This is a genomic window from Arcobacter ellisii (assembly GCF_003544915.1).
GTDB classification, from domain to species: domain Bacteria; phylum Campylobacterota; class Campylobacteria; order Campylobacterales; family Arcobacteraceae; genus Aliarcobacter; species Aliarcobacter ellisii.
Genome location: NZ_CP032097.1, coordinates 1 through 19,046, shown reverse-complemented (window position 1 = coordinate 19,046; position 19,046 = coordinate 1). Strand labels below are relative to the sequence as shown.

Genomic DNA, 19,046 nt, shown 5'->3' with positions numbered 1-19,046 from the left:
AAAAAAATGAAAAAAGTAATTTTAAGTTTAGTATTATTATGTTCAAGCATTTTTGCTGGTCAAATCAATGTTGCTGTTGCTGCAAATGTGAGTTATGCTATAAATGATTTAGTGGCAGAGTTTAATAAAACACATCCAAATACACAAGTTCAAATCAATCTTGGAAGTAGCGGAAAATTCGTTGCACAGATAAAAAATGGTGCTCCATTTAATATCTTTATGTCTGCAGATATGAAATTTCCTCAAGCTTTATTTGAAGAAAATTTTGCAATTACAAAACCCGTAATTTATGCTCAAGGAAGTTTAGCGATGTTGAGTTCAAAAGAGCTTGATTTTTCAAAAGGAATAAATCTTGTAAAAGAGAATTCAATATCAAAAATTGCCGTAGCAAATCCTAAAACAGCACCTTATGGAACAGCAGCAATGGAAGCTATTAAAAATGCAGGTTTAGAAGAAGTTACAAAAGATAAGTTTGTATATGCAGAATCTATTTCTCAAGCTGTAACTTATGCAACAACTGCTGCTGATATAGGATTTGTTGCAAAATCATCAATGTATGATGAAAAAATGGCAAAATATAAAGAGAATGTAAACTGGGTAAGTGTTGATTCTAAATTATACACTCCAATTGACCAAGGTATAGTAATATTAAAAAATGCTGTGGATAATAAAGAAGTAAAAGCATTTTATGATTTTATTTTAAGTGATAAAGCAAAAGAAATTTTCGTTAAATATGGGTATTTAGTAAAATGAGTCAATTTATTGCAACAATAAAAAAGATAAATAGTATTGATAGTTTAAATATTGTCGAATTCTCTTTTTGTAATCAAACTCTAAAAATGATGAGTTTAGATTTAAGTAAAGATGTTCAAATAGACAAAAAAGTTAAACTCTCTGTTAATCCTTCAAATATAATTATCGCAAAAGATTTTTTTGGAGAAATTAGTTTATCAAATCAACTTGTTGCAACTATAAATAGTATTGAAAATGGTGAGCTTTTAAGTAGTGTTATTTTAAATATAGAAAACATCTATTTTGAAAGTATTATCACTGTAGATTCATCAAAAAGGATGAATCTACAAAAAGGTGATAAAGTAACTATGTTGATAAAAGCTAGCAATTTATCAATTGAGGAGATATTAAATGATTGAACTAATAAAAGATATTGAATTTGAACCGTTTTTAATCTCCTTTAAACTTGCAGGAATTACTACTTTTATTCTATTTTTTATTAGTTTACCTCTTGCTTGGTATTTATCTCAAACTAAATCAAAAATAAAACCTTTTTTAGAAGCAATTACAGCTTTACCACTTGTTTTACCTCCATCTGTTTTAGGTTTTTATATCCTTTGGGCTTTATCTTATAATTCGCCAATTGGTATCTTTTTTGAAGAAAATTTTGGAATAAAATTGGTGTTCAATTTTTATGGACTTGTAATAGCAAGTTGTTTTTATAGTTTGCCATTTATGGTACAACCTATGCAAAGTGGATTGGAAAGCCTAAATAAAAATATGCTTGAAGCTAGTTATATTAGTGGAAAAAGTAAAATCCAAACACTTTTTAGAATAGCTTTACCAAATATGAAACCATCACTAATAACTGCAATTATAGTAACTTTCGCCCATACTGTAGGAGAGTTTGGTGTTGTTTTAATGGTGGGAGGAAGTATTCCAGGAGAGACAAAAGTGGCTTCAGTTGCTATTTATGAATTTGTTGAAATTATGGATTATACAAATGCACATATTTACAGTGTAATAATGGTAATTTTAAGTTTCTTAACGCTTCTTGGTGTATATATTTTTAATGGAAAACAAAAAAAATTAACAGGTTTAGATAGATGATAGAGATAAATATAAATAAATTGCTTCATGGTTCAAATGGAGAAATGAATTTAGATGTTAGTTTAAAGATAAATAAAGGTGAATTTATAGCACTTTCTGGACTTAGTGGAAGTGGGAAAACTACACTTTTACGAATTCTTGCAGGTCTTGAAAGTTCCAATGGAACGCTAAAAATAGATAATGAGACTTGGCTTGATAATAAGTTTTGTTTAGCACCACAAAAAAGAGAGATAGGTTTTGTTTTCCAAGATTATGCACTTTTCCCAAACTTTTCAGTAATGGAAAATCTTTTATATGTAAAAAAAGATAAAGAGTTAGCCAATAAACTTCTTCAAATGACAGAAATGGAAGAGTTAAAAAATCGTTTTCCTTCTACTTTGAGTGGTGGTCAAAAACAAAGAGTTAGTTTATGTCGTGCACTAATGAATAGACCAAAACTTTTATTGATGGATGAACCACTATCTGCCCTAGACCCAAATATGAGAACAAAACTTCAAAGTGAGATATTAACTTTACATAAAGAGTTCGAAACAACAACTATTATGGTAAGTCACGACCCAAGTGAAATGTATAGATTAGCTTCAAGGGTTGTGGTTTTAAATCAAGGGAAAATTATCAATGATGGACTTCCTAAAGATGTTTTATTAAAAACAAAAGGAAGCCAAAAATTCTCTTTTGAGGGAGAACTTCTTGATATAGTAAAAGTAGATGTTATTCATGTTGCTATTGTTTCAATTGGGCAACAACTTGTAGAAGTTGTAATTGGAAAAGATGAAGTTTCCACTCTAAAAATAGGGCAAAAAGTAAATGTGAGCACAAAAGCATTTACACCAATAATACGTGGATTTTAAAAGGAAAAATATGTTTAATTTATCAATAAGCGAATTAGAAAAATATATTCAAGATGATTTACCATATTTTGATTTAACTACAAGTTTACAAAATTGTCATGATTCACATGCCCAAATTGAAGTTTATACAAGAGAAGATATTATTGTTTCTTGTAGTGAAGAAGCTGCAAAAATAGCTGAGCTTTTAAATTGTAAAGTTGAATTTTTTGTAAAAAGTAAAACAAAACTTGAAAAAGGCTCAACAATTTTAAAGTTTTCAGGACTTTATGAAGATATTCATAAAGCTTGGAGATTAACCCAAATACTTTTAGAATATAGTTGTAAAATAAGCACTTATTCTTATGAAATGAATAAAAAACTAAAAGAAAAAAATCCAGATTGTGAACTTCTAACTACTAGAAAAACTTTTCCTTTTTCAAAAAGATTCTGTATAAAAGCAGCTATTTGTGGAGGGGCAATGCCTCATAGACTGAATCTATCTGAAACTATTTTATTTTTTGATGGACATAGAATTTTATATAAAAAAAGTGACGAGTTTTACGAAGATTTAAAAAGAATAAAAAGAAAAATCCCAGAAAAAAAACTAAATGTCGAAAGTAATAATTTACAAGATAGTATAAATCTAATGAAAATAGGGGTTGATGTAATTCAACTTGATAAAATAGATTTTGAAGAGTTAGAAAAAATTATAGAGTATAAAAATGAAAACTATCCATTTGTAAAAATCTTAGTAGCAGGTGGAATAAACCTAACAAATATAGAAAAATATGCTTCATATAAAATCGATGGAGTGGTTACAAGCTCTGTTTATAACTGCGGAATGGCGAATATTAGTAGTAGATTAGAATTAAATTAAATCATTTTTATAATGGAACACTTATTGCATATAAGTAAATACACCCTTTAAACTTAGAATTGAGAGAAGAAATTTTCTTCTCTCATCTTAGTTAAAAAGAAGTGTTATTATATATATGAAGAAGAGTTACGATTATGATTGCTACATTTGATGATACTTACAATTTTGCAAAAAAATTTGCTCATTATAAAGATTTCTATGTAAAACACAATAATTTGATATTTTCAAAACTAGGACTAGGTACTTTTAATAAAGAACCTTATAAAGAAGAAAACTATCTATTTCACTATATAGCTGGTGTAAAAGAAGCTATTAAAAGTGGTATTAATCTTATAGATACAGCAAGTAACTATAGATATGGACAAAGTGAAAAAGAGATTGGTGTTGCTTTAAAAGAACTATTTGAAGAGGGTGATACAAAAAGAGAAGAATTAATAATATGTTCAAAAGGTGGATTTATTCAGCTTGATTATCCATTTCCACAAAATCCTTATACTTGGATTGAAGAAAATATTATTAATACTTCATTGGCAAAACTAGAAGATATAGAACTTGACCAACACTGTATGACACCTGATTATTTAGAGTGGTCATGTCAAAAATCTTTAGAAAATCTTGGTGTAAAAACACTTGATATCTATTTTTTACATAATCCCGAAATACAAATAAGTAAACTTGGTTATAAAAATTGGTTAAAAAAAATCGAAACAATCTTTAAAAGATTTGAAAAAATGGTAACTAAAGGAATGATAAAATCTTATGGTGTTGCTGTTTGGAATGGTTTTATCGATAAAAGTACAAATGAACATATCAATTTAGAAGATTTAGTTGAAATAGCTATAAAAGTTGGAGGAGTTAATCACAACTTTAAATATATTCAAACACCTTTTAACATGGCAAAAACTTCAATTTATACAATGCCAACACAAACTGTAAAAGGTGAAGAGTGTACTTTACTTCAAGCTGCTCATAGATTAAAAATTGGAGTAATTTCAAGTTCTTCTCTTTTACAAATGAATCTATTTAAAAAATCATTTAATGCCCAAGTTGGTTACTTACTTGATTCAAAAATGGTTTTAGAAAATGATATTCAACTAGCACTTCAATTTGTTCGTTCAACTCCTGGATTAATTTCATCACTTTTTGCCTCAAAAGTTCCAGTACATATCAAAAAGAATTTAGAAATCACAAAGGTTCCTGCAACATCAAGAGCTAAATATGATTTAATGTATCGAGTATAAATGATTTATGATGTAATAGTAGTTGGAGGTGGAATTGCAGGATTAATGGCTGCAATTGAAGCAAAAAATGAAAACAATAAAGTTGCCCTAATCACAAAAGGAAATGTTTTTAAATCTAACTCTTCAATGGCAAGTGGTGGAATAAATGCAGTACTTGACCCAAACAATACAAAAGAGATAAACCAACATATAAATGATACTTTGATTTCAGGAAAAGGTTTAGGAAATAAAAAAGCTATCACTTACATGTGTAAACAAGCTTCTAAAATAATAAATAAATTAGTTGAATATGGTGTAGAGTTTGATAGAAATGAAGATGGAACAATAGCTCAACGACCTTTTGGTGGAGGAAGTTCAAATAGAACTTGTTATGTTGGAGATAAAACAGGAAGCGCCATAACAATGGCTCTTATAAAAAAGGCTAAAACTAAAGGCATAACTTTTTTACCAAACAACTATATTTTAAATCTTGCAAAATATCAAGATAGAGTAAGTGGAGTAGTATCTTTAAATAAAGATAATTCACAAGTAATGATATATTCATCAAAAGCTGTGATTTTAGCAGGTGGTGGATATGCAGGAATTTATAGAGGATATTCAACAAATGCCCCTGATTATACGGGAGATTTATTAGCTGTTGCATTACGAGCTGGATTATATTTAAAAGATATGGAGTTTGTTCAGTTTCATCCAACTGGTTTTGTAAAAACAAACTATTTAGTAACTGAAGCTGCACGAGGTGAGGGTGGTTACTTAGTTAATAGTGATGGAAATAGATTTGTAAATGAACTTGATACTAGAGATAAAGTTGCAAGGGCTATTTTAAAAGAGCAACTTGAAGGTAAAAAAGTTTTTATGGATTTAAGACATCTTGGACTTGAAAAAATCCAACAAAAACTACCATCTTTATACAATGCTGCATTAAATCAAAGTGGAATAAATTTAGCCGAAGAACTACTTGAAATAAAGCCTGTTGCTCACTACACAATGGGTGGAGTTGATGTAAATATGACAAAATGTGAACTAAAAGGTTTATATATTTGTGGAGAAATGGCGTCAAATGGAGTTCATGGAGCAAATCGACTAGGAGGAAACTCTTTACTTGAAGGTTGTGTATTTGGAGAACTTGCTGGAATGGAAGCTTTAAAATATTCACAAGAAAATGAATACTCACCAATAGATTATAACACTGTGATAAAAGATATAGAGATGATAGATTTTATCTTCTGTGGTGATACAACTAAAAACTTTAATGCTATTAGAATAAGTTTAGGAAAAACACTTTTTGAAAAAGTTGGAATTATAAAAAATGAACTAAGCCTTACATTAGCTTTTGACTATATAAAATATTTAAGACAAATCTCATATACACTTCACTGTATAAATAAAGAAAAAAACAATAATGTCGAACTTACAGCTATTTTAGAATTGAGAAATGCCCTTGAAATTTCTGAAGCAATAATTCTAAGTGCCTTAAAAAGAAAAGAGAGCAGAGGAGCTCATTTTAGGGAAGATTATCCAGAACAATCAAAAGAGTATGATAGAAGTTTGGTTGTTAAAGAGCTAAAAAAAGGTTTCTTTAAAATTTCATTCAAGGAGAATGATATTTTAAAAATTATCAAAAATTTATTTATAAACAAGGAGTAAAAAATGGCAAAAGTAATGTTAAGAGAAGTAGATGGAATAGTATCTTTTTATTTTCCAAAAAAAGATATGGAAGAGACTATTGTGGAAATAGAGTTTGATACAGAAGAAAATTGGGGTGGAAATGCTGTTTTATCAAATGGTGAAACATGGTGGATTCAACCAGGAGTTAAAAAACTACCTAAAGAAGAGGTTTGTAAAAAAATTGCCGACTAAAATTGTCTATCTTATATACAAATGGTCATTCATTTTTGACTAAAAAACTCATTATAATTAGACAAGAAAAATATTAAAAGGAGGCATAATGTTTGATAAATCTGCCTGTATGGGCTGTCTAACTATTAGAGAGCTAACAACACTCTATGAAATATCTTCTATTATTTCAAATCACTATGATTTACAAACTTCATTAGAAAAATCAATGAGGGTATTAAAAAATAGTTTGAATTTAGACAATTGTGTTGTACATATTTTAGAGGATGATATTCTAAATGTTTTTGCTTCAATTGAATTATCTAAGTTCCAAAAAACTTTATCAACTTATAAGGTTGGTGAAGGTGTAACTGGAATGGTAATAGAATCTAAAGAACCAGTAGTTGTTGAAAATATCCATAATAATTCTCTTTTTTTAAATAAATCAGGAAAAAGAGATTTTAATGGAAAATCTTATGTAGCAGTTCCTTTGATGATTGATAATGTTGCTATTGGTGTTTTAGGAACAGTTATAACAAAAACAGCTGAAATTGAACTTGATGATACAGTTAGGATTCTTACAATTGTAAGTTCAATTTTTGCACAAACAATCTACTCTTTTCAATTAAATAAAAAAGAAAAAGAGAGACTTCAAGAGTTAAAACTTTACTATAAAATGGAGTGGGATTCAAAAGTACATAACTTTGGGGATATTATTGGAGATAGTCCAAAAATGCAACAAGTTTTCAAAGTAATTCAAAGAATTGCCCAATCAGATGTTACTGTATTGGTTCGAGGAGAAACTGGGACTGGAAAAGAGTTAGTTGCAGCTGCTATTCACAAAAGAAGTAATAGAAAAGATGAACCATTTATTAAACTAAACTGTGCAGCAATTACAGATACTTTACTTGAAAGTGAACTTTTTGGACATGAAAAAGGTGCTTTTACAGATGCTAGAGAGACAAGAAAAGGAAGATTTGAGCTTGCTGATGGTGGAACTCTGTTTTTAGATGAAATAGGTGATATTTCAGCTTCAGCTCAGGTAAAACTTCTTAGGGTTTTACAAGAAAGAGAGTTTGAACGAGTAGGTGGAAGTAAAACAATAAAAGTAAATGTTAGACTTGTAGCTGCAACAAATAGAAATCTTGAACAAATGGTAAAAGATGGAAAATTTAGAGAGGATTTATATTATAGATTAAATGTAATTCCTATTGATTTACCACCACTTAGAGAAAGAGGAGATGACATAAAACAACTTGTTAACTTCTTTTTAGAACGTTCGATGAAAAATCATAAAAAGATGGTAACCATAACAGATGAAGCTATGGAAGCGCTCTGTAGTTACCCGTGGCCGGGCAATGTAAGAGAATTAGAAAATACAATTGAAAGAATTGTACTTATGGGGAATGAAGAGGGAATTAGCAAATATGATATGTTATTACTACTTCCAGCACTAAATGACCAAAAATTAAAAAGTGATTATAAACCTATTTCAAAAAGAACTTTAACTTTAGATGATATGGAAAAAGAGGCAATTATTGAGGCGCTTGAGAACAATGACTATAATCATTCAAAAGCAGCAGATGAGTTAGGAATAACTCTTAGACAAATTGGGTATAAAATAAAAAAATATGAAATCTAAAATAATATATAAAAATGAAGAGATGGAATTAACTGATGATTTTATAGATATTGGTTATATGGCTGAAAATTTTGAAGCAATTGATATAAATAAAAATGAGATTGAAATAAAAAAAGCTAGTCCAAATAGAAATATCCAAATATTCATGTCATTCCCTTCTTTTGAGGAATTTTCAAATGAAATTATTATGTTTGATGAGTTTATGAATGACGCAAAAGTTGATATTTTTACTTATATTATTTTTAACAAGGAATTTAATATTCCTTACCAATTTAAAAAAATAATTCCTATATTTGATGTAAATGAAGAGTTTGCTTCTATGTACGGAACAAAAATTGTAAGTGGTACTTTGGAAAACAGATTAACAAAGGCACTTTTTTTAATTGGTAAAGATGGTGCTGTTTATCATATTGATATGCCTAATGATTTAGAAAAGCCTTTAAACATAGAAAGAATAAGGGTTGAACTAAACAAAGTCTATCAGTCATACACAGGAGCAGGATGTCATGGATAGTATAGTTGAGAAGATAAAAAGTGGAGAACTTATTCCATTTTTAGGAATGGGAATATTTGAAGATACGAAATGTAAGGACGGAAGTAGCCTTCCTTATGATAGCGATTCAATGATTTTAGCATTGAATAATGGAAGAGCCATGAGTCCAAGACTTATGTATGAGTATAGCCGAGCTGCTATGAGTTTAGAACAAAGAAAAGGTAGAGATTTCATTGTTCAAATGGCAAATTTTATCTACTCTTCAAAAGAGTATGAAATCCCAGATACATACAAATGGTTAGCAACTTTAAAACCAAAATATGTTATCGATACAAATATGGATGATAGCTTACAAAAAATTTATAGTGATACTAATCACTTCTTAATTACAGGTGTTTCAAGAATCACAGCTGATTGGGATAGATACCTTATCTATTTTTATGATGTTGAAACAAAAACTTACACAAGAGTTGAAAAAGATAAACTAACTTTAGATTTACCAATTTTATTTAAACCAATGGGTTCAACTAAACCTGAAATGAATTTTATTATCTCTGACGCTGATTTTGTGGATTGGTTAACTGAAGCCATGGGTGGTTATGCAATGCCTGAAATTTTAAAAGAGTATAGAAAAAATAAAGAGTATCTATTTTTAGGTGTTGATTTTTCAAGGGATACTTTTAGAATGGTTACTAATGAAATAACTATAAATCTAAAAAGTGGAATTGTTTTATTTAATAAAGATGAATTAACTAAAAAAGAGGATAAATTTATTAAAACTCATAATTTGACATCGTTAAATATGGGTATTAATGAGTTTATAAAAAGCCATGAGTGAAATACATAATTGTGACTTCTGTGGAAAAGAGATAACAGAAGTAAAAAAAATCTTCTCTAGCGAAGAGGCTCACATTTGTGATGAATGTGTAACTATGTGTGCAAAAGTTTTAGAAAAAGAACTTATAAAAGATAATAAAAAAGAGTTCCAAAAAGGACTTAGTGTTCCAGTTAAAATAAAAGAACATCTTGATGATTATGTAATTGGGCAACTTGAAGCAAAAAAAGTTCTAGCTGTTGCTTTATATAATCACTATAAAAGAATTGATAAACCAATAGTTAAAAATGTTGAAATTGAAAAATCAAATATTATGCTAATCGGACCAACTGGTTCTGGAAAAACACTACTAGCTAAAAGTTTAGCAAGAATTATGGATGTTCCATTTGCAGTTGCAGATGCAACAGCTTTAACTGAAGCTGGTTATGTGGGAGAAGATGTAGAATCAATACTTTCAAGACTTTTAGCTGCTGCTGATTTTGATGTAGAAAAAGCAAAAAGAGGAATTGTTTATATCGATGAAATAGACAAAATTGCAAATAAAAGTGAGAGTTCAACAAGTGGAAGAGACGTTTCAGGAGAAGGTGTTCAACAAGGACTTTTAAAAATCCTTGAAGGTGCTGAAGTTTATGTTCCAGTTAAAGGAAGTAGAAAAAACTCTAGTGCAGAAACAATTCTTTTTGATACAACTCATGTTTTATTTATTTGTGGTGGAGCCTTTGTTGGTTTAAGAGAAGATGATAGCCACAAAAAAAGTAAAAAAGCTCCTAAAATGGGATTTTTGAAAAAAGAAGATATTCAAGAAAATAAAAAAGCAATTGAAGCAAAAGAGTTAATATCTTTTGGTTTAATTCCTGAATTTATTGGAAGAATCCCAGTTATTGCTGAACTTAATAAATTGTCAAAAGAAGATTTAATAAGAGTTTTAAAAGAGCCTAAAAATGCAATTACAAAACAGTATGAAATTTTATTTGAGCTTGATGGGGTTGAACTTATATTTACAGATGAAGCACTTGAAAGAATTGCTGAAATTGCACATGAAAAAGATGTTGGAGCAAGAGGACTTAGAGGTATTATAGAAAATATAATGCTTCCTTTACAATACATTATTCCTTCTGAAGATAATTTAGAAAAATGTATTATTACAAAAGAGTATATAGACAAAGAAAAAGATATTGAATTAGTTTATAAAGAAAATAATGACATTCAAGAGTCAACAAAAGAGATTTTATTTAAAAAAATAGTTAATTAATTTTAGAATGGAATAGCTTTTGCAACGTAATTTTTATATTTTTATAAAAAAGGATAGAAAATGGCAGTTAAAATTACAGAAGAATGTATAAGCTGTGAGGCCTGTGCTTCTGAATGTCCAGTTGCAGCTATATTACCAGATGGAAATGAAAAAAATCCAAAAGACGGGATTTTATATGTAAAACCTGAATCATGTGTTGAGTGTGTTGACCATGCTGATTCTCCAAGATGTGCAGAAGCATGTCCAACGGAGGGTGCAATTGTTTGGGATATGCCTTATACAGTTGACTTTAATTCTTACTATTTAAGTGGAAATGAAAAAGGTGAATATAAAATTAGAGAACATAAATCAAAAGGTTTAATGCTTCCAGAAGTTAAAGAACAAAAATTTAGAGCTGATATCACAATGGCTACAAGAGAAGCTCACGCTAACGTATCTGATTTCTAATATTAAAACAAAGGTTTTTCCTTTGTTTTAAACTACTAAAGCTATAAATAAATATCTAGAAAATTTAGAAATAATCACTAAAATCACAAACTTTTTAAAATCGTATTTTAAAACACCTGCAATAAATGTAATTGGGTCACCAATTATTGGTAACCATGAAAACAAAATCGTTATAAATCCATATTTATCAAAATACCTTTTTGAAATATCTATATATTTTTCTTTTAAAAGCTTTTTTTCTATTAAATACTCTTCACCTTTTAATCCAAGATAATAATTTAATATTGAGCCTAAACTATTTCCTAAAGTGGCAAAAAATAGTAATAAATAGATGTTATATCCCTCTTTTATATCATAAATCAATAAAGCTTCACTTCCTAAAGGAAAAAGTGTAGCAGAGATAAAAGCTGAAAAAAATAGTATTAAATATGTCATACAACTCTTTTTATAAAAATTTTAGTATAAATTAAAGATTGCTAAGTTATAATTGCAACCCTTAAAGAGGAACATTGAGAATACTTTGGTATTTTGAATGCTCTTCTTTAGACCTTTTCAAGCATTTCTAAAGACAACGCCCCAGGATGGGAACATAGCAAGGCACCTTTATTAGTGTTGTGTTTAGGTATCTGGAGAAGAGTACTTTTAAAAGTACTCTTTTTTTTTGCAAAAATTAAATCAAATCCTCAAAATTTGTATCTAAAATCAACAACTTTTTCTCTTTTTTGTTATAAATAAATCTTCTATCACCTTTTTTAATTGCATTAAAAATAGTAAATTTTATCTCTTGTTCTGTTTTATTTCCTCTTTTCATTAAAATAAAAAAATCTTTTAAAGATAAAAAACCACTACTGTTTTTTTCTCTTTTTTCTTCCATTTTTTGTTCTATTTGAGGTTTATAAATCGAACGCATTTCATTAAATGCGCTTTGAAGCAATTGAATTTCAGAATTAAAAACTTCGATTATTCTTTTTTGATTCTTTTCAAGTCTAAAAATCTCTGAAATATACTGTTTTTTCATCCATTTCATTGATTTTTTCAAAAGTTCTATTTGTTCATTTTTTACTTCAATTACCGCATTAAAATTATTAAAACTATTTTCTTCTTTAACTGGTTCTATTTTTTCTTCTTGTTTATATACTTTATTTGTATCATCAACATAAACAAAAACTTTACCATCTTTTTTAATTGATTTTAATTGATTTTTTTTAATACGATAATGTATCCCTTGTAAAGATAAGCCTAATATCTCAGCAGCTTGTGAAGTAGTTACTAATCTTTCCAAGGTTAAATTCCTATAGTTTTGAACTATCTATTTCAATAACTGTGTGTACATTTCCTCTTGGTTTAAAGTCTGCAATAACTTTAAGCCATTTTGGCTCTAATTTACTATTTAAAGTATCAAAAATTTCATTTGCAGAGTTTTCATGTGAAATATATCTATTCATAAAAGAGTTAATATAAATTTTTAAAGCTTTTAATTCGATAACTCTTTTATTTGGAGTATATTGTATTTTGATTGTTGCAAAATCTGGATAACCACTTCTTGGACATTTTGCCATAAATTCTGGTAGTTCAATATCAATTATATAATTTTTATCATGTTCATTTGGCCAAAAATTCACTTCATTGTTTATATCAAATTCTAAAATTTCTTTTTCACCATATTTAATTTCCATATCTTTTATAACCTTTATAAATATAAATTTTTGCCCATTTTATCGAAAATTGCCTTACAAGTGTTACATATTGAAAAAATTAATTATTTAAAGTATAATTTTTTGCTATTAAAATTATAAAAAAGAGAATTATATGAAAGATAAAATTTATGATATTGTAATTATCGGTGGAGGACCTGGAGGAATTGGTTGTGCTATTGAAGCATCTGCACATAAAATAGGTAATATATTATTAATTGAAAAAACTGAAAATCATTCAAATACTATAAGAAAATTTTATAAAGATAATAAAAGAGTTGATAAGGATTATAAAGGTCAAGTTATAACTTTACAAGGAAATGTAGATTTTTTTGATGGAACAAAAGAGACAACATTGGATTATTTTAATGATTTATTAGATAATGAAAAGATTGATTCCATATTTAATACAGAAGTTGAAAAGATTATAAGAAATAAAGAAACAGATTTATTAGAAGTTCATACATCAAAAGGGATTATTCAAACAAAAAATGCAATTGTAGCTATTGGTAAAATGGGAAAACCAAATAAACCAGATTATAAAATACCTCCTTCAATAAAATCACAAGTTGGTTTTAACTTAGATAAATGTTCATCAAATGAAAAAATATTAGTTGTAGGTGGAGGAAATAGTGCAGCTGAATATGCTTATCATTTAGCTGACCAAAATAACAATGTGACTTTGGTTTATAGAAAACCAACTTTTACAAGACTAAACGACCTAAATGAAGACCTTTTAAACAAATATAATGGGGAAGAAAAACTTAGACTTAGAATGAATACAGATATTGAATCTTTAGAAAATGAAGAGGGAAAAGTAAAAGTAACATTCAATGATGGTTTTAGTGTTATTTATGACAGAATAATTTATGCAATTGGAGGAACAACACCTGTTGATTTCTTAAAAGCCTGTGGAATCGAAGTAGATGAAGATTTAAAACCTATATTTGATGAACATCAAGAAACAACAGCTAAAGATGTATATGTAGCTGGAGATATTGCTTTTGCAAGTGGTGGTTCAATTGCTATTGCTTTAAATCATGGCTATCATATTGTAAATAATATTTTAAGAAAAAGAGGGGAGATTTTTTCTTTTACAGAAAAATTTTCAAAATAAAAAAAGCATAGTATAAACTATGCTTTTTAAAAATTAAACGTCTAAATGTTCAACGTCTTTTGCGTGCTCTTCAATATAGTTTCTTCTAGGTTCTACTTCATCACCCATAAATAGAGTAAACGTATCAGAAGCAATCTCTGCATCTTCAATTTTAACTCTTAAAAGTCTTCTATTATCTGGAATCATTGTTGTTTCCCATAATTGTTCAGGGTTCATCTCTCCAAGACCTTTATATCTTTGGATATATGCACCTTTTTTAGCTAAAGTTTCGATTTCATCTAAAATATCTAATAAATCTCTACCTTCAAATACTGATAAATCTCTTTCAGATAATTTATTAAAAATATAACTTGCTTCACTAAAATATGGTGATGCAAATAATTCATCATCAATAATTAACTCTTCTAAACCTTCATTTGTTTGAACAAATAGTTGAATTTTATCCTCAAGAACAGTTTTAGATAAGATGTTATAACCTTTATCATCTAAGAAAGTTTTAATTTTTTCATATAATGAAGCAAAATCAAGATTAACTAAATCAGAGTTTTCAATTAGATGTTTTAAAACTTCAAGTAAAGAGTATCTTTTTCCAAGTTGTTCTAACATTGCTCTATATTTTGAAACAATTTTAAATAAATCTAATAAGTCGTTGTATCCTAATCCTTCAAAAGTAAATGATTCTAAACCATTTTCAATTAAGAAGTTAGATAAAGCTGTATTATCTTTTAAATAAGTCTCATTTTTACCTTTTTTATATCTGTATAAAGGCGGTTGAGCAATATATAAATAACCTTTTTCAACAACTGGTCTTAAAAATCTAAAGAAGAATGTTAATAATAAAGTTTGAATATGGCTACCATCAACGTCCGCATCTGTCATGATAATTATTTTATGATATCTGATTTTTTCTTCATCAAAATCTTCACCAATTCCACAACCTAAAGCTGTAATCATATTTCTAATTTCATCAGATTTTAAAATTTTATCAAGTCTAGATTTTTCAACATTTAAAATCTTACCTTTTAGTGGTAAAATCGCTTGGAAAACTCTATCTCTTCCTTGTTTTGCTGAACCTCCAGCAGAATCTCCCTCAACTAGATATAATTCTCTAATTGCTGGGTCTTTACTTTGACACTCTGCAAGTTTACCTGGAAGTGTTCCAACTGTCATAGCATCTTTTTTTCTAGTTAAATCTCTTGCTTTTTTGGCTGCTTCACGTCCTCGTGCAGCCATTAAAGCTTTTTCCATAATAGCTTTTGCTTGTTGTGGATTTTCTTCAAAATATTTATCTAAAGCATCACCAGTTAATTTTTGAGTAATTGGTTTTACATATGATGAACCTAATTTACTTTTTGTTTGACCTTCAAATTGAGGTTCTGGAACTTTTACAGAAACTACAGCAATTAAACCTTCTCTAACATCATCACCAGTAATTTTTGTATCTTTTTCTCTTGCTGCACCGTTTTCATTTAAGTATTTAACAATACTTCTTGTAAGTCCAGCTTTAAATCCAGCTTCGTGAGTTCCACCATCAATAGTTCTAATATTATTTACAAAAGATAAAGTTTTTTCAACATAAGTATCATTATACATAACAGCAATATCAACTTCAACACCATCAATATTGTCATTAAATGAAACTGCATCACAAATTGCAGTATCTTTATTTAAATCTTCAACAAACTGTTTAATCCCACCTTCAAAATGGTAAACTTCTTTAGTTTTTGTAATTTCATTGTCAAGTGTAATTGAAATAAATGAATTTAAGTATGCAACTTCTCTAAATCTTTTTGCTAATACAGCAAATTCATATCTTGTAACTTCAAAAATAGAATCATCAGCTAAAAATTCAATAGTAGTTCCAGTTTTTCTAGGACTATCTCCAATAATTTCTAATGGACCTTGAGGAATACCACATTTGAATTCTTGATAATGAATTTTTCCTTCTCTATAAATTGTCATTTTTAAGTGTTTTGATAATGCATTTACAACAGAAATACCAACCCCGTGAAGTCCACCAGAAACTTTATAAGTATCTTTATCAAACTTTCCACCTGCGTGAAGAACTGTTAAAACAACAGTTGCAGCTGAAATTCCTTCTCCTTCGTGAATTGCTGTTGGAATTCCTCTTCCATCATCTTCTACTTTAATCCAATGATCTTTTGTCATTGTGATTTTAATATTTTTACAATAACCAGCCATAGCTTCGTCAATAGAGTTATCAACTACTTCATATACTAAGTGATGTAAACCATTTGTGTTTGTATCACCAATATACATTCCTGGTCTTTTTCTTACAGCTTCAAGCCCTTTTAAAACTTTAATATTATTAGCGCCGTATTCTTGTTGACTCATTATAGATTTCCTTACTTTTCTTTATAAAATTATTTTTCTAAAACTATTGGCATTACAATAGTAAAAAATTTATCATCTTCTAATAAAAATGGTAAATTAGATTCATTAAATCCAATTTTGATTTTTTCATTATTTGACATGCTTAAAAAGTCTAATAAATATTTAGCATTAACAGCTAAATAAAACTCTTTTTCAATATTTAGATCTATATCAATTTGAGTTTTAGCTTCACTATCTTCATCAAGTGATTCAAAAATTATTGACTTAGAATTAAATGTGATTTTGATATTTGAAAAAAGTGATGTTACAAGTTTAATTGATTCAACTAACATATTTTTTGGTAATGGGAAATTGTATTTTAATGTTGTAGGAATAATTCTTTCATAATCTGGGAATTTTCCGTTTATTAATTTTGTAAAAAATTTAGTATGTTCATTTGAGATAACTAAATTTGTGTCATCATAAGAGATTTTTGCTTCATCTAAAAATAGTTTTTGAATTTCCATAATAGCTTTTTTAGGAATGATAAATTGTGTTTCATCATTGTTTATATTTTGTAAAAAAGAAACTGCTAATCTTCTTGTATCAGTTGAAACAAAATTAATTTTTTGACTTTTAATATCTAATAAAGCACCATTTAATTCAAATTTTGGATTATTTGTATCAATTGCAGGTGTAATTTTTCTAATAGAATTAATAAAATTAATTGTTGACATTGATAAGTCTTTTAAATTTTCTGATTTATTAAGAGATGGAAATTCATTTGCATCATAAGTTGGTAATTTAAAAGTTGATTTATTTTGTTTAATTACTAAATTGTTATTTGTAGCTTCTAAAATAATCTCTTCATTTTTTAATCTTTTAATAATACCTAATAAGTTAGAACCATTTACTGTTGTTTTTCCATCTAGTGGATCTGTAATATTATCAATATGTGATTCTAGACCAATTTCATAATCAGTTGCTTTGATGATTAATTTAGAATTATTAATTTCTAAATAAATATGTGATGTTATTGAACTAGAATCTTTTTTTTCTAAAAAAGGTTGCATAGAAGCTATAACATTTTCAAGAACATTTTTTGTGATTACAAACCTCATTTTTCTCTCCTATATTTTCTTATTTAATTAGTGGAATTAGTAGTCTATGTGAAAAGATGAAAATAGATTTCCAAACACTGTAAAATAGGACTTTTACAAGTGATTAGAATTTATTATCTATTCACATCTTTTCACATAAGTCTTTAAAACTTTTTAATTTTAAAGCTTTTACCACTCCTTATTTATGATTTTATTTTTTAAATTTTCAATGATTAATTTAAAGTTTTCATCTTTTTCAATTAATTCATTTGCTTTTTTTATATTGTGCGAAATTGCACTGTGATCTTTCATTCCTAAGAACTTTGCAATATCTGGCATTGAGTTATGTGTTAACTCACGTGCAAGATAAATTACGATTCTTCTAGCATTTGCAACTGTTGCAGTTCTTTTTTTAGATTTTATATCACTTGGTTTAATATTTAATTGATTTGCAACAATATTTATAACATCTGGAAGTTTTATATTCTCTTTTGTCTCTTTTATTTGCTCTTTTAAAAGACCTTGAACCATTGGAAGAGTGATTTCTTGGTTAAGTAAAGAAGCACTTGCATTAATTCTTATTAAAACACCCTCTATTTCTCTAATTGAGTTATCTAAAGTTGTTGCTATAAAATTAACTATTTCTCTACTTAAATGAATTCCATTTAGTTCTGATTTTTTTTCAATAATTGCGATTTTTGTCTCAAGTCCTGGAATTTGAACATCTGCTGTTAATCCCCACTCAAATCGTGATTTTAATCTATCAACAAGCCCAGCAATTTGTGATGGAAGTCTATCACTTGTCATCACAATTTGTTTTTTTGCATTATGAAGTTCATTAAATGTGTGGAAAAACTCCTCTTGAGTTTGTTCTTTTCCACTTAAAAACTGAATATCATCTATTAAAAGTACATCACATTTTCTATATTTGTTTCTAAAATGTTCCATATTCTTATTTTTGATTGAAAAAGTAAAATCATTCATAAATTGTTCAATTGTTACGTAAATAACAGTGCTACCTTTTTCAATTGCATGATTTCCAACTGCTTGTAAAAGGTGAGTTTTTCCAAGTCCAGTTCCACCATAAATAAAAAGTGGATTGTATTGAGTTCCTGGTTTGTTTGCAACTGCTAGTGAAGCGTTATAAGCCATTTGATTTGAAGGTCCTACAACAAATGAATCGAATGTATAAGATGGATTAAGTATCGTACTTTCGGCAGTTTCATTTTTAACTTTTTCAGAGATAATATCTTTTTTAGATTTTTTTTCTCCAGCAAGTTTTATTTCAATAGATGGTTTTGAGCCGTCATAAATTTCAAAACAGTGTTGAATTAACCCAGTAAATTTGCTCTTTATCCAAGAGGCAATATACTTGTTATTTACTTCAAAAATGGCAATTTTTTCATCAGAAGAAACTTTTTTATATACCAATTGTTTTAGGTATCTTTCATAGTCTACTTTGTTTGCTTCTTTTTGAATAATTGTTAAAAAATCTTTGCTTGTCAT

The 19,046-nt window shown here is 27.9% G+C and carries 20 protein-coding genes; 14 read left to right on the top strand and 6 right to left on the bottom strand.

From position 1 onward, the window contains the following. Positions 1-6: 6 nt before the first annotated feature. From modA to AELL_RS00040, 13 genes are all read left to right on the top strand, one after another. A complete protein-coding gene (gene modA / locus AELL_RS00100; protein ID WP_118915983.1) occupies positions 7-753 on the top strand; it encodes a molybdate ABC transporter substrate-binding protein in 747 nt (248 codons plus the stop codon). After that, positions 750-1,151 carry a TOBE domain-containing protein gene (locus tag AELL_RS00095; protein ID WP_118915982.1) on the top strand — a complete coding sequence of 134 codons (402 nt, stop codon included), beginning with the start codon at positions 750-752 and terminating at the stop codon, positions 1,149-1,151. The genes modA and AELL_RS00095 overlap by 4 nt, the downstream gene beginning before the upstream one ends. After that, positions 1,144-1,842 (top strand): molybdate ABC transporter permease subunit, encoded by a 699-nt coding sequence (gene modB, locus AELL_RS00090; protein ID WP_118915981.1) that lies wholly within the window; start codon positions 1,144-1,146, stop codon positions 1,840-1,842. The genes AELL_RS00095 and modB overlap by 8 nt, the downstream gene beginning before the upstream one ends. Beyond that, the gene (locus AELL_RS00085; protein WP_118915980.1) at positions 1,839-2,693 is read left to right on the top strand and encodes an ABC transporter ATP-binding protein; all 855 of its coding nucleotides are present in this window, start codon (positions 1,839-1,841) and stop codon (positions 2,691-2,693) included. The genes modB and AELL_RS00085 overlap by 4 nt, the downstream gene beginning before the upstream one ends. Before the next feature lie 10 nt (positions 2,694-2,703). Next, entirely contained in the window at positions 2,704-3,549 is an 846-nt protein-coding gene (modD, locus tag AELL_RS00080; protein ID WP_118915979.1) for a ModD protein, read from the top strand. Positions 3,550-3,683: 134 nt separating this feature from the next. Next, complete coding sequence (locus AELL_RS00075) at positions 3,684-4,790, top strand: aldo/keto reductase (protein WP_118915978.1); 1,107 nt, start codon at positions 3,684-3,686, stop codon at positions 4,788-4,790. Further along, the gene (locus tag AELL_RS00070; RefSeq protein WP_118915977.1) at positions 4,791-6,437 is read left to right on the top strand and encodes an L-aspartate oxidase; all 1,647 of its coding nucleotides are present in this window, start codon (positions 4,791-4,793) and stop codon (positions 6,435-6,437) included. Positions 6,438-6,440: 3 nt separating this feature from the next. Then, entirely contained in the window at positions 6,441-6,650 is a 210-nt protein-coding gene (gene nifT / locus AELL_RS00065) for a putative nitrogen fixation protein NifT (protein WP_118915976.1), read from the top strand. A gap of 88 nt (positions 6,651-6,738) precedes the next feature. After that, the gene (locus AELL_RS00060; RefSeq protein ID WP_118915975.1) at positions 6,739-8,268 is read left to right on the top strand and encodes a sigma 54-interacting transcriptional regulator; all 1,530 of its coding nucleotides are present in this window, start codon (positions 6,739-6,741) and stop codon (positions 8,266-8,268) included. After that, positions 8,258-8,782 carry a thioredoxin domain-containing protein gene (locus tag AELL_RS00055; protein WP_118915974.1) on the top strand — a complete coding sequence of 175 codons (525 nt, stop codon included), beginning with the start codon at positions 8,258-8,260 and terminating at the stop codon, positions 8,780-8,782. Before AELL_RS00060 ends, AELL_RS00055 begins: the two co-directional genes overlap by 11 nt. After that, positions 8,775-9,599 (top strand): SIR2 family protein, encoded by an 825-nt coding sequence (locus AELL_RS00050; protein WP_118915973.1) that lies wholly within the window; start codon positions 8,775-8,777, stop codon positions 9,597-9,599. The genes AELL_RS00055 and AELL_RS00050 overlap by 8 nt, the downstream gene beginning before the upstream one ends. Further along, entirely contained in the window at positions 9,592-10,848 is a 1,257-nt protein-coding gene (gene clpX, locus AELL_RS00045; protein ID WP_118915972.1) for an ATP-dependent Clp protease ATP-binding subunit ClpX, read from the top strand. The genes AELL_RS00050 and clpX overlap by 8 nt, the downstream gene beginning before the upstream one ends. A 60-nt stretch (positions 10,849-10,908) precedes the next feature. Next, complete coding sequence (locus AELL_RS00040; protein ID WP_118915971.1) at positions 10,909-11,295, top strand: 4Fe-4S dicluster domain-containing protein; 387 nt, start codon at positions 10,909-10,911, stop codon at positions 11,293-11,295. Positions 11,296-11,322: 27 nt separating this feature from the next. On the opposite strand, the gene AELL_RS00035 is transcribed toward AELL_RS00040, so the two are convergent. The 3 genes from AELL_RS00035 to queF form a co-directional block, all read right to left on the bottom strand. Beyond that, a complete protein-coding gene (locus AELL_RS00035; protein WP_118915970.1) occupies positions 11,323-11,730 on the bottom strand; it encodes a YqaA family protein in 408 nt (135 codons plus the stop codon). A 235-nt stretch (positions 11,731-11,965) separates the two neighbouring features. Beyond that, positions 11,966-12,577 (bottom strand): DNA-binding protein, encoded by a 612-nt coding sequence (locus AELL_RS00030; protein ID WP_118915969.1) that lies wholly within the window; start codon positions 12,575-12,577, stop codon positions 11,966-11,968. A gap of 10 nt (positions 12,578-12,587) precedes the next feature. Further along, positions 12,588-12,965 carry a preQ(1) synthase gene (gene queF, locus AELL_RS00025; RefSeq protein ID WP_164967202.1) on the bottom strand — a complete coding sequence of 126 codons (378 nt, stop codon included), beginning with the start codon at positions 12,963-12,965 and terminating at the stop codon, positions 12,588-12,590. A 139-nt stretch (positions 12,966-13,104) separates the two neighbouring features. Here queF and AELL_RS00020 point away from each other — a divergent pair, with 139 nt between their 5' ends. Then, positions 13,105-14,106 carry an NAD(P)-binding domain-containing protein gene (locus tag AELL_RS00020; protein WP_118915967.1) on the top strand — a complete coding sequence of 334 codons (1,002 nt, stop codon included), beginning with the start codon at positions 13,105-13,107 and terminating at the stop codon, positions 14,104-14,106. A gap of 33 nt (positions 14,107-14,139) precedes the next feature. On the opposite strand, the gene gyrB is transcribed toward AELL_RS00020, so the two are convergent. The 3 genes from gyrB to dnaA all read right to left on the bottom strand — a co-directional run bounded on the left by gyrB (position 14,140) and on the right by dnaA (position 19,046). Continuing rightward, positions 14,140-16,461, bottom strand: a complete 2,322-nt coding sequence (gene gyrB, locus AELL_RS00015) for a DNA topoisomerase (ATP-hydrolyzing) subunit B (protein WP_118915966.1) — start codon at positions 16,459-16,461, stop codon at positions 14,140-14,142. A 29-nt stretch (positions 16,462-16,490) separates the two neighbouring features. Then, on the bottom strand, positions 16,491-17,561 hold the full coding sequence (gene dnaN / locus AELL_RS00010; RefSeq protein WP_118915965.1) for a DNA polymerase III subunit beta: 1,071 nt from the start codon (positions 17,559-17,561) through the stop codon (positions 16,491-16,493). A gap of 168 nt (positions 17,562-17,729) precedes the next feature. Next, positions 17,730-19,046, bottom strand: coding sequence for a chromosomal replication initiator protein DnaA (gene dnaA, locus AELL_RS00005; RefSeq protein ID WP_118915964.1), 1,317 nt, complete (start codon positions 19,044-19,046; stop codon positions 17,730-17,732).

Coding starts and splice junctions, on each gene's coding strand:
- modA (WP_118915983.1), top strand. CDS start 7: ATGAAAAAAGTAATTTTAAGTTTAGTATTATTATGTTCAAGCATTTTT.
- AELL_RS00095 (WP_118915982.1), top strand. CDS start 750: ATGAGTCAATTTATTGCAACAATAAAAAAGATAAATAGTATTGATAGT.
- modB (WP_118915981.1), top strand. CDS start 1,144: ATGATTGAACTAATAAAAGATATTGAATTTGAACCGTTTTTAATCTCC.
- AELL_RS00085 (WP_118915980.1), top strand. CDS start 1,839: ATGATAGAGATAAATATAAATAAATTGCTTCATGGTTCAAATGGAGAA.
- modD (WP_118915979.1), top strand. CDS start 2,704: ATGTTTAATTTATCAATAAGCGAATTAGAAAAATATATTCAAGATGAT.
- AELL_RS00075 (WP_118915978.1), top strand. CDS start 3,684: ATGATTGCTACATTTGATGATACTTACAATTTTGCAAAAAAATTTGCT.
- AELL_RS00070 (WP_118915977.1), top strand. CDS start 4,791: ATGATTTATGATGTAATAGTAGTTGGAGGTGGAATTGCAGGATTAATG.
- nifT (WP_118915976.1), top strand. CDS start 6,441: ATGGCAAAAGTAATGTTAAGAGAAGTAGATGGAATAGTATCTTTTTAT.
- AELL_RS00060 (WP_118915975.1), top strand. CDS start 6,739: ATGTTTGATAAATCTGCCTGTATGGGCTGTCTAACTATTAGAGAGCTA.
- AELL_RS00055 (WP_118915974.1), top strand. CDS start 8,258: ATGAAATCTAAAATAATATATAAAAATGAAGAGATGGAATTAACTGAT.
- AELL_RS00050 (WP_118915973.1), top strand. CDS start 8,775: ATGGATAGTATAGTTGAGAAGATAAAAAGTGGAGAACTTATTCCATTT.
- clpX (WP_118915972.1), top strand. CDS start 9,592: ATGAGTGAAATACATAATTGTGACTTCTGTGGAAAAGAGATAACAGAA.
- AELL_RS00040 (WP_118915971.1), top strand. CDS start 10,909: ATGGCAGTTAAAATTACAGAAGAATGTATAAGCTGTGAGGCCTGTGCT.
- AELL_RS00035 (WP_118915970.1), bottom strand. CDS start 11,730: ATGACATATTTAATACTATTTTTTTCAGCTTTTATCTCTGCTACACTT.
- AELL_RS00020 (WP_118915967.1), top strand. CDS start 13,105: ATGAAAGATAAAATTTATGATATTGTAATTATCGGTGGAGGACCTGGA.
- gyrB (WP_118915966.1), bottom strand. CDS start 16,461: ATGAGTCAACAAGAATACGGCGCTAATAATATTAAAGTTTTAAAAGGG.
- dnaN (WP_118915965.1), bottom strand. CDS start 17,561: ATGAGGTTTGTAATCACAAAAAATGTTCTTGAAAATGTTATAGCTTCT.
- dnaA (WP_118915964.1), bottom strand. CDS start 19,046: ATGACAAGCAAAGATTTTTTAACAATTATTCAAAAAGAAGCAAACAAA.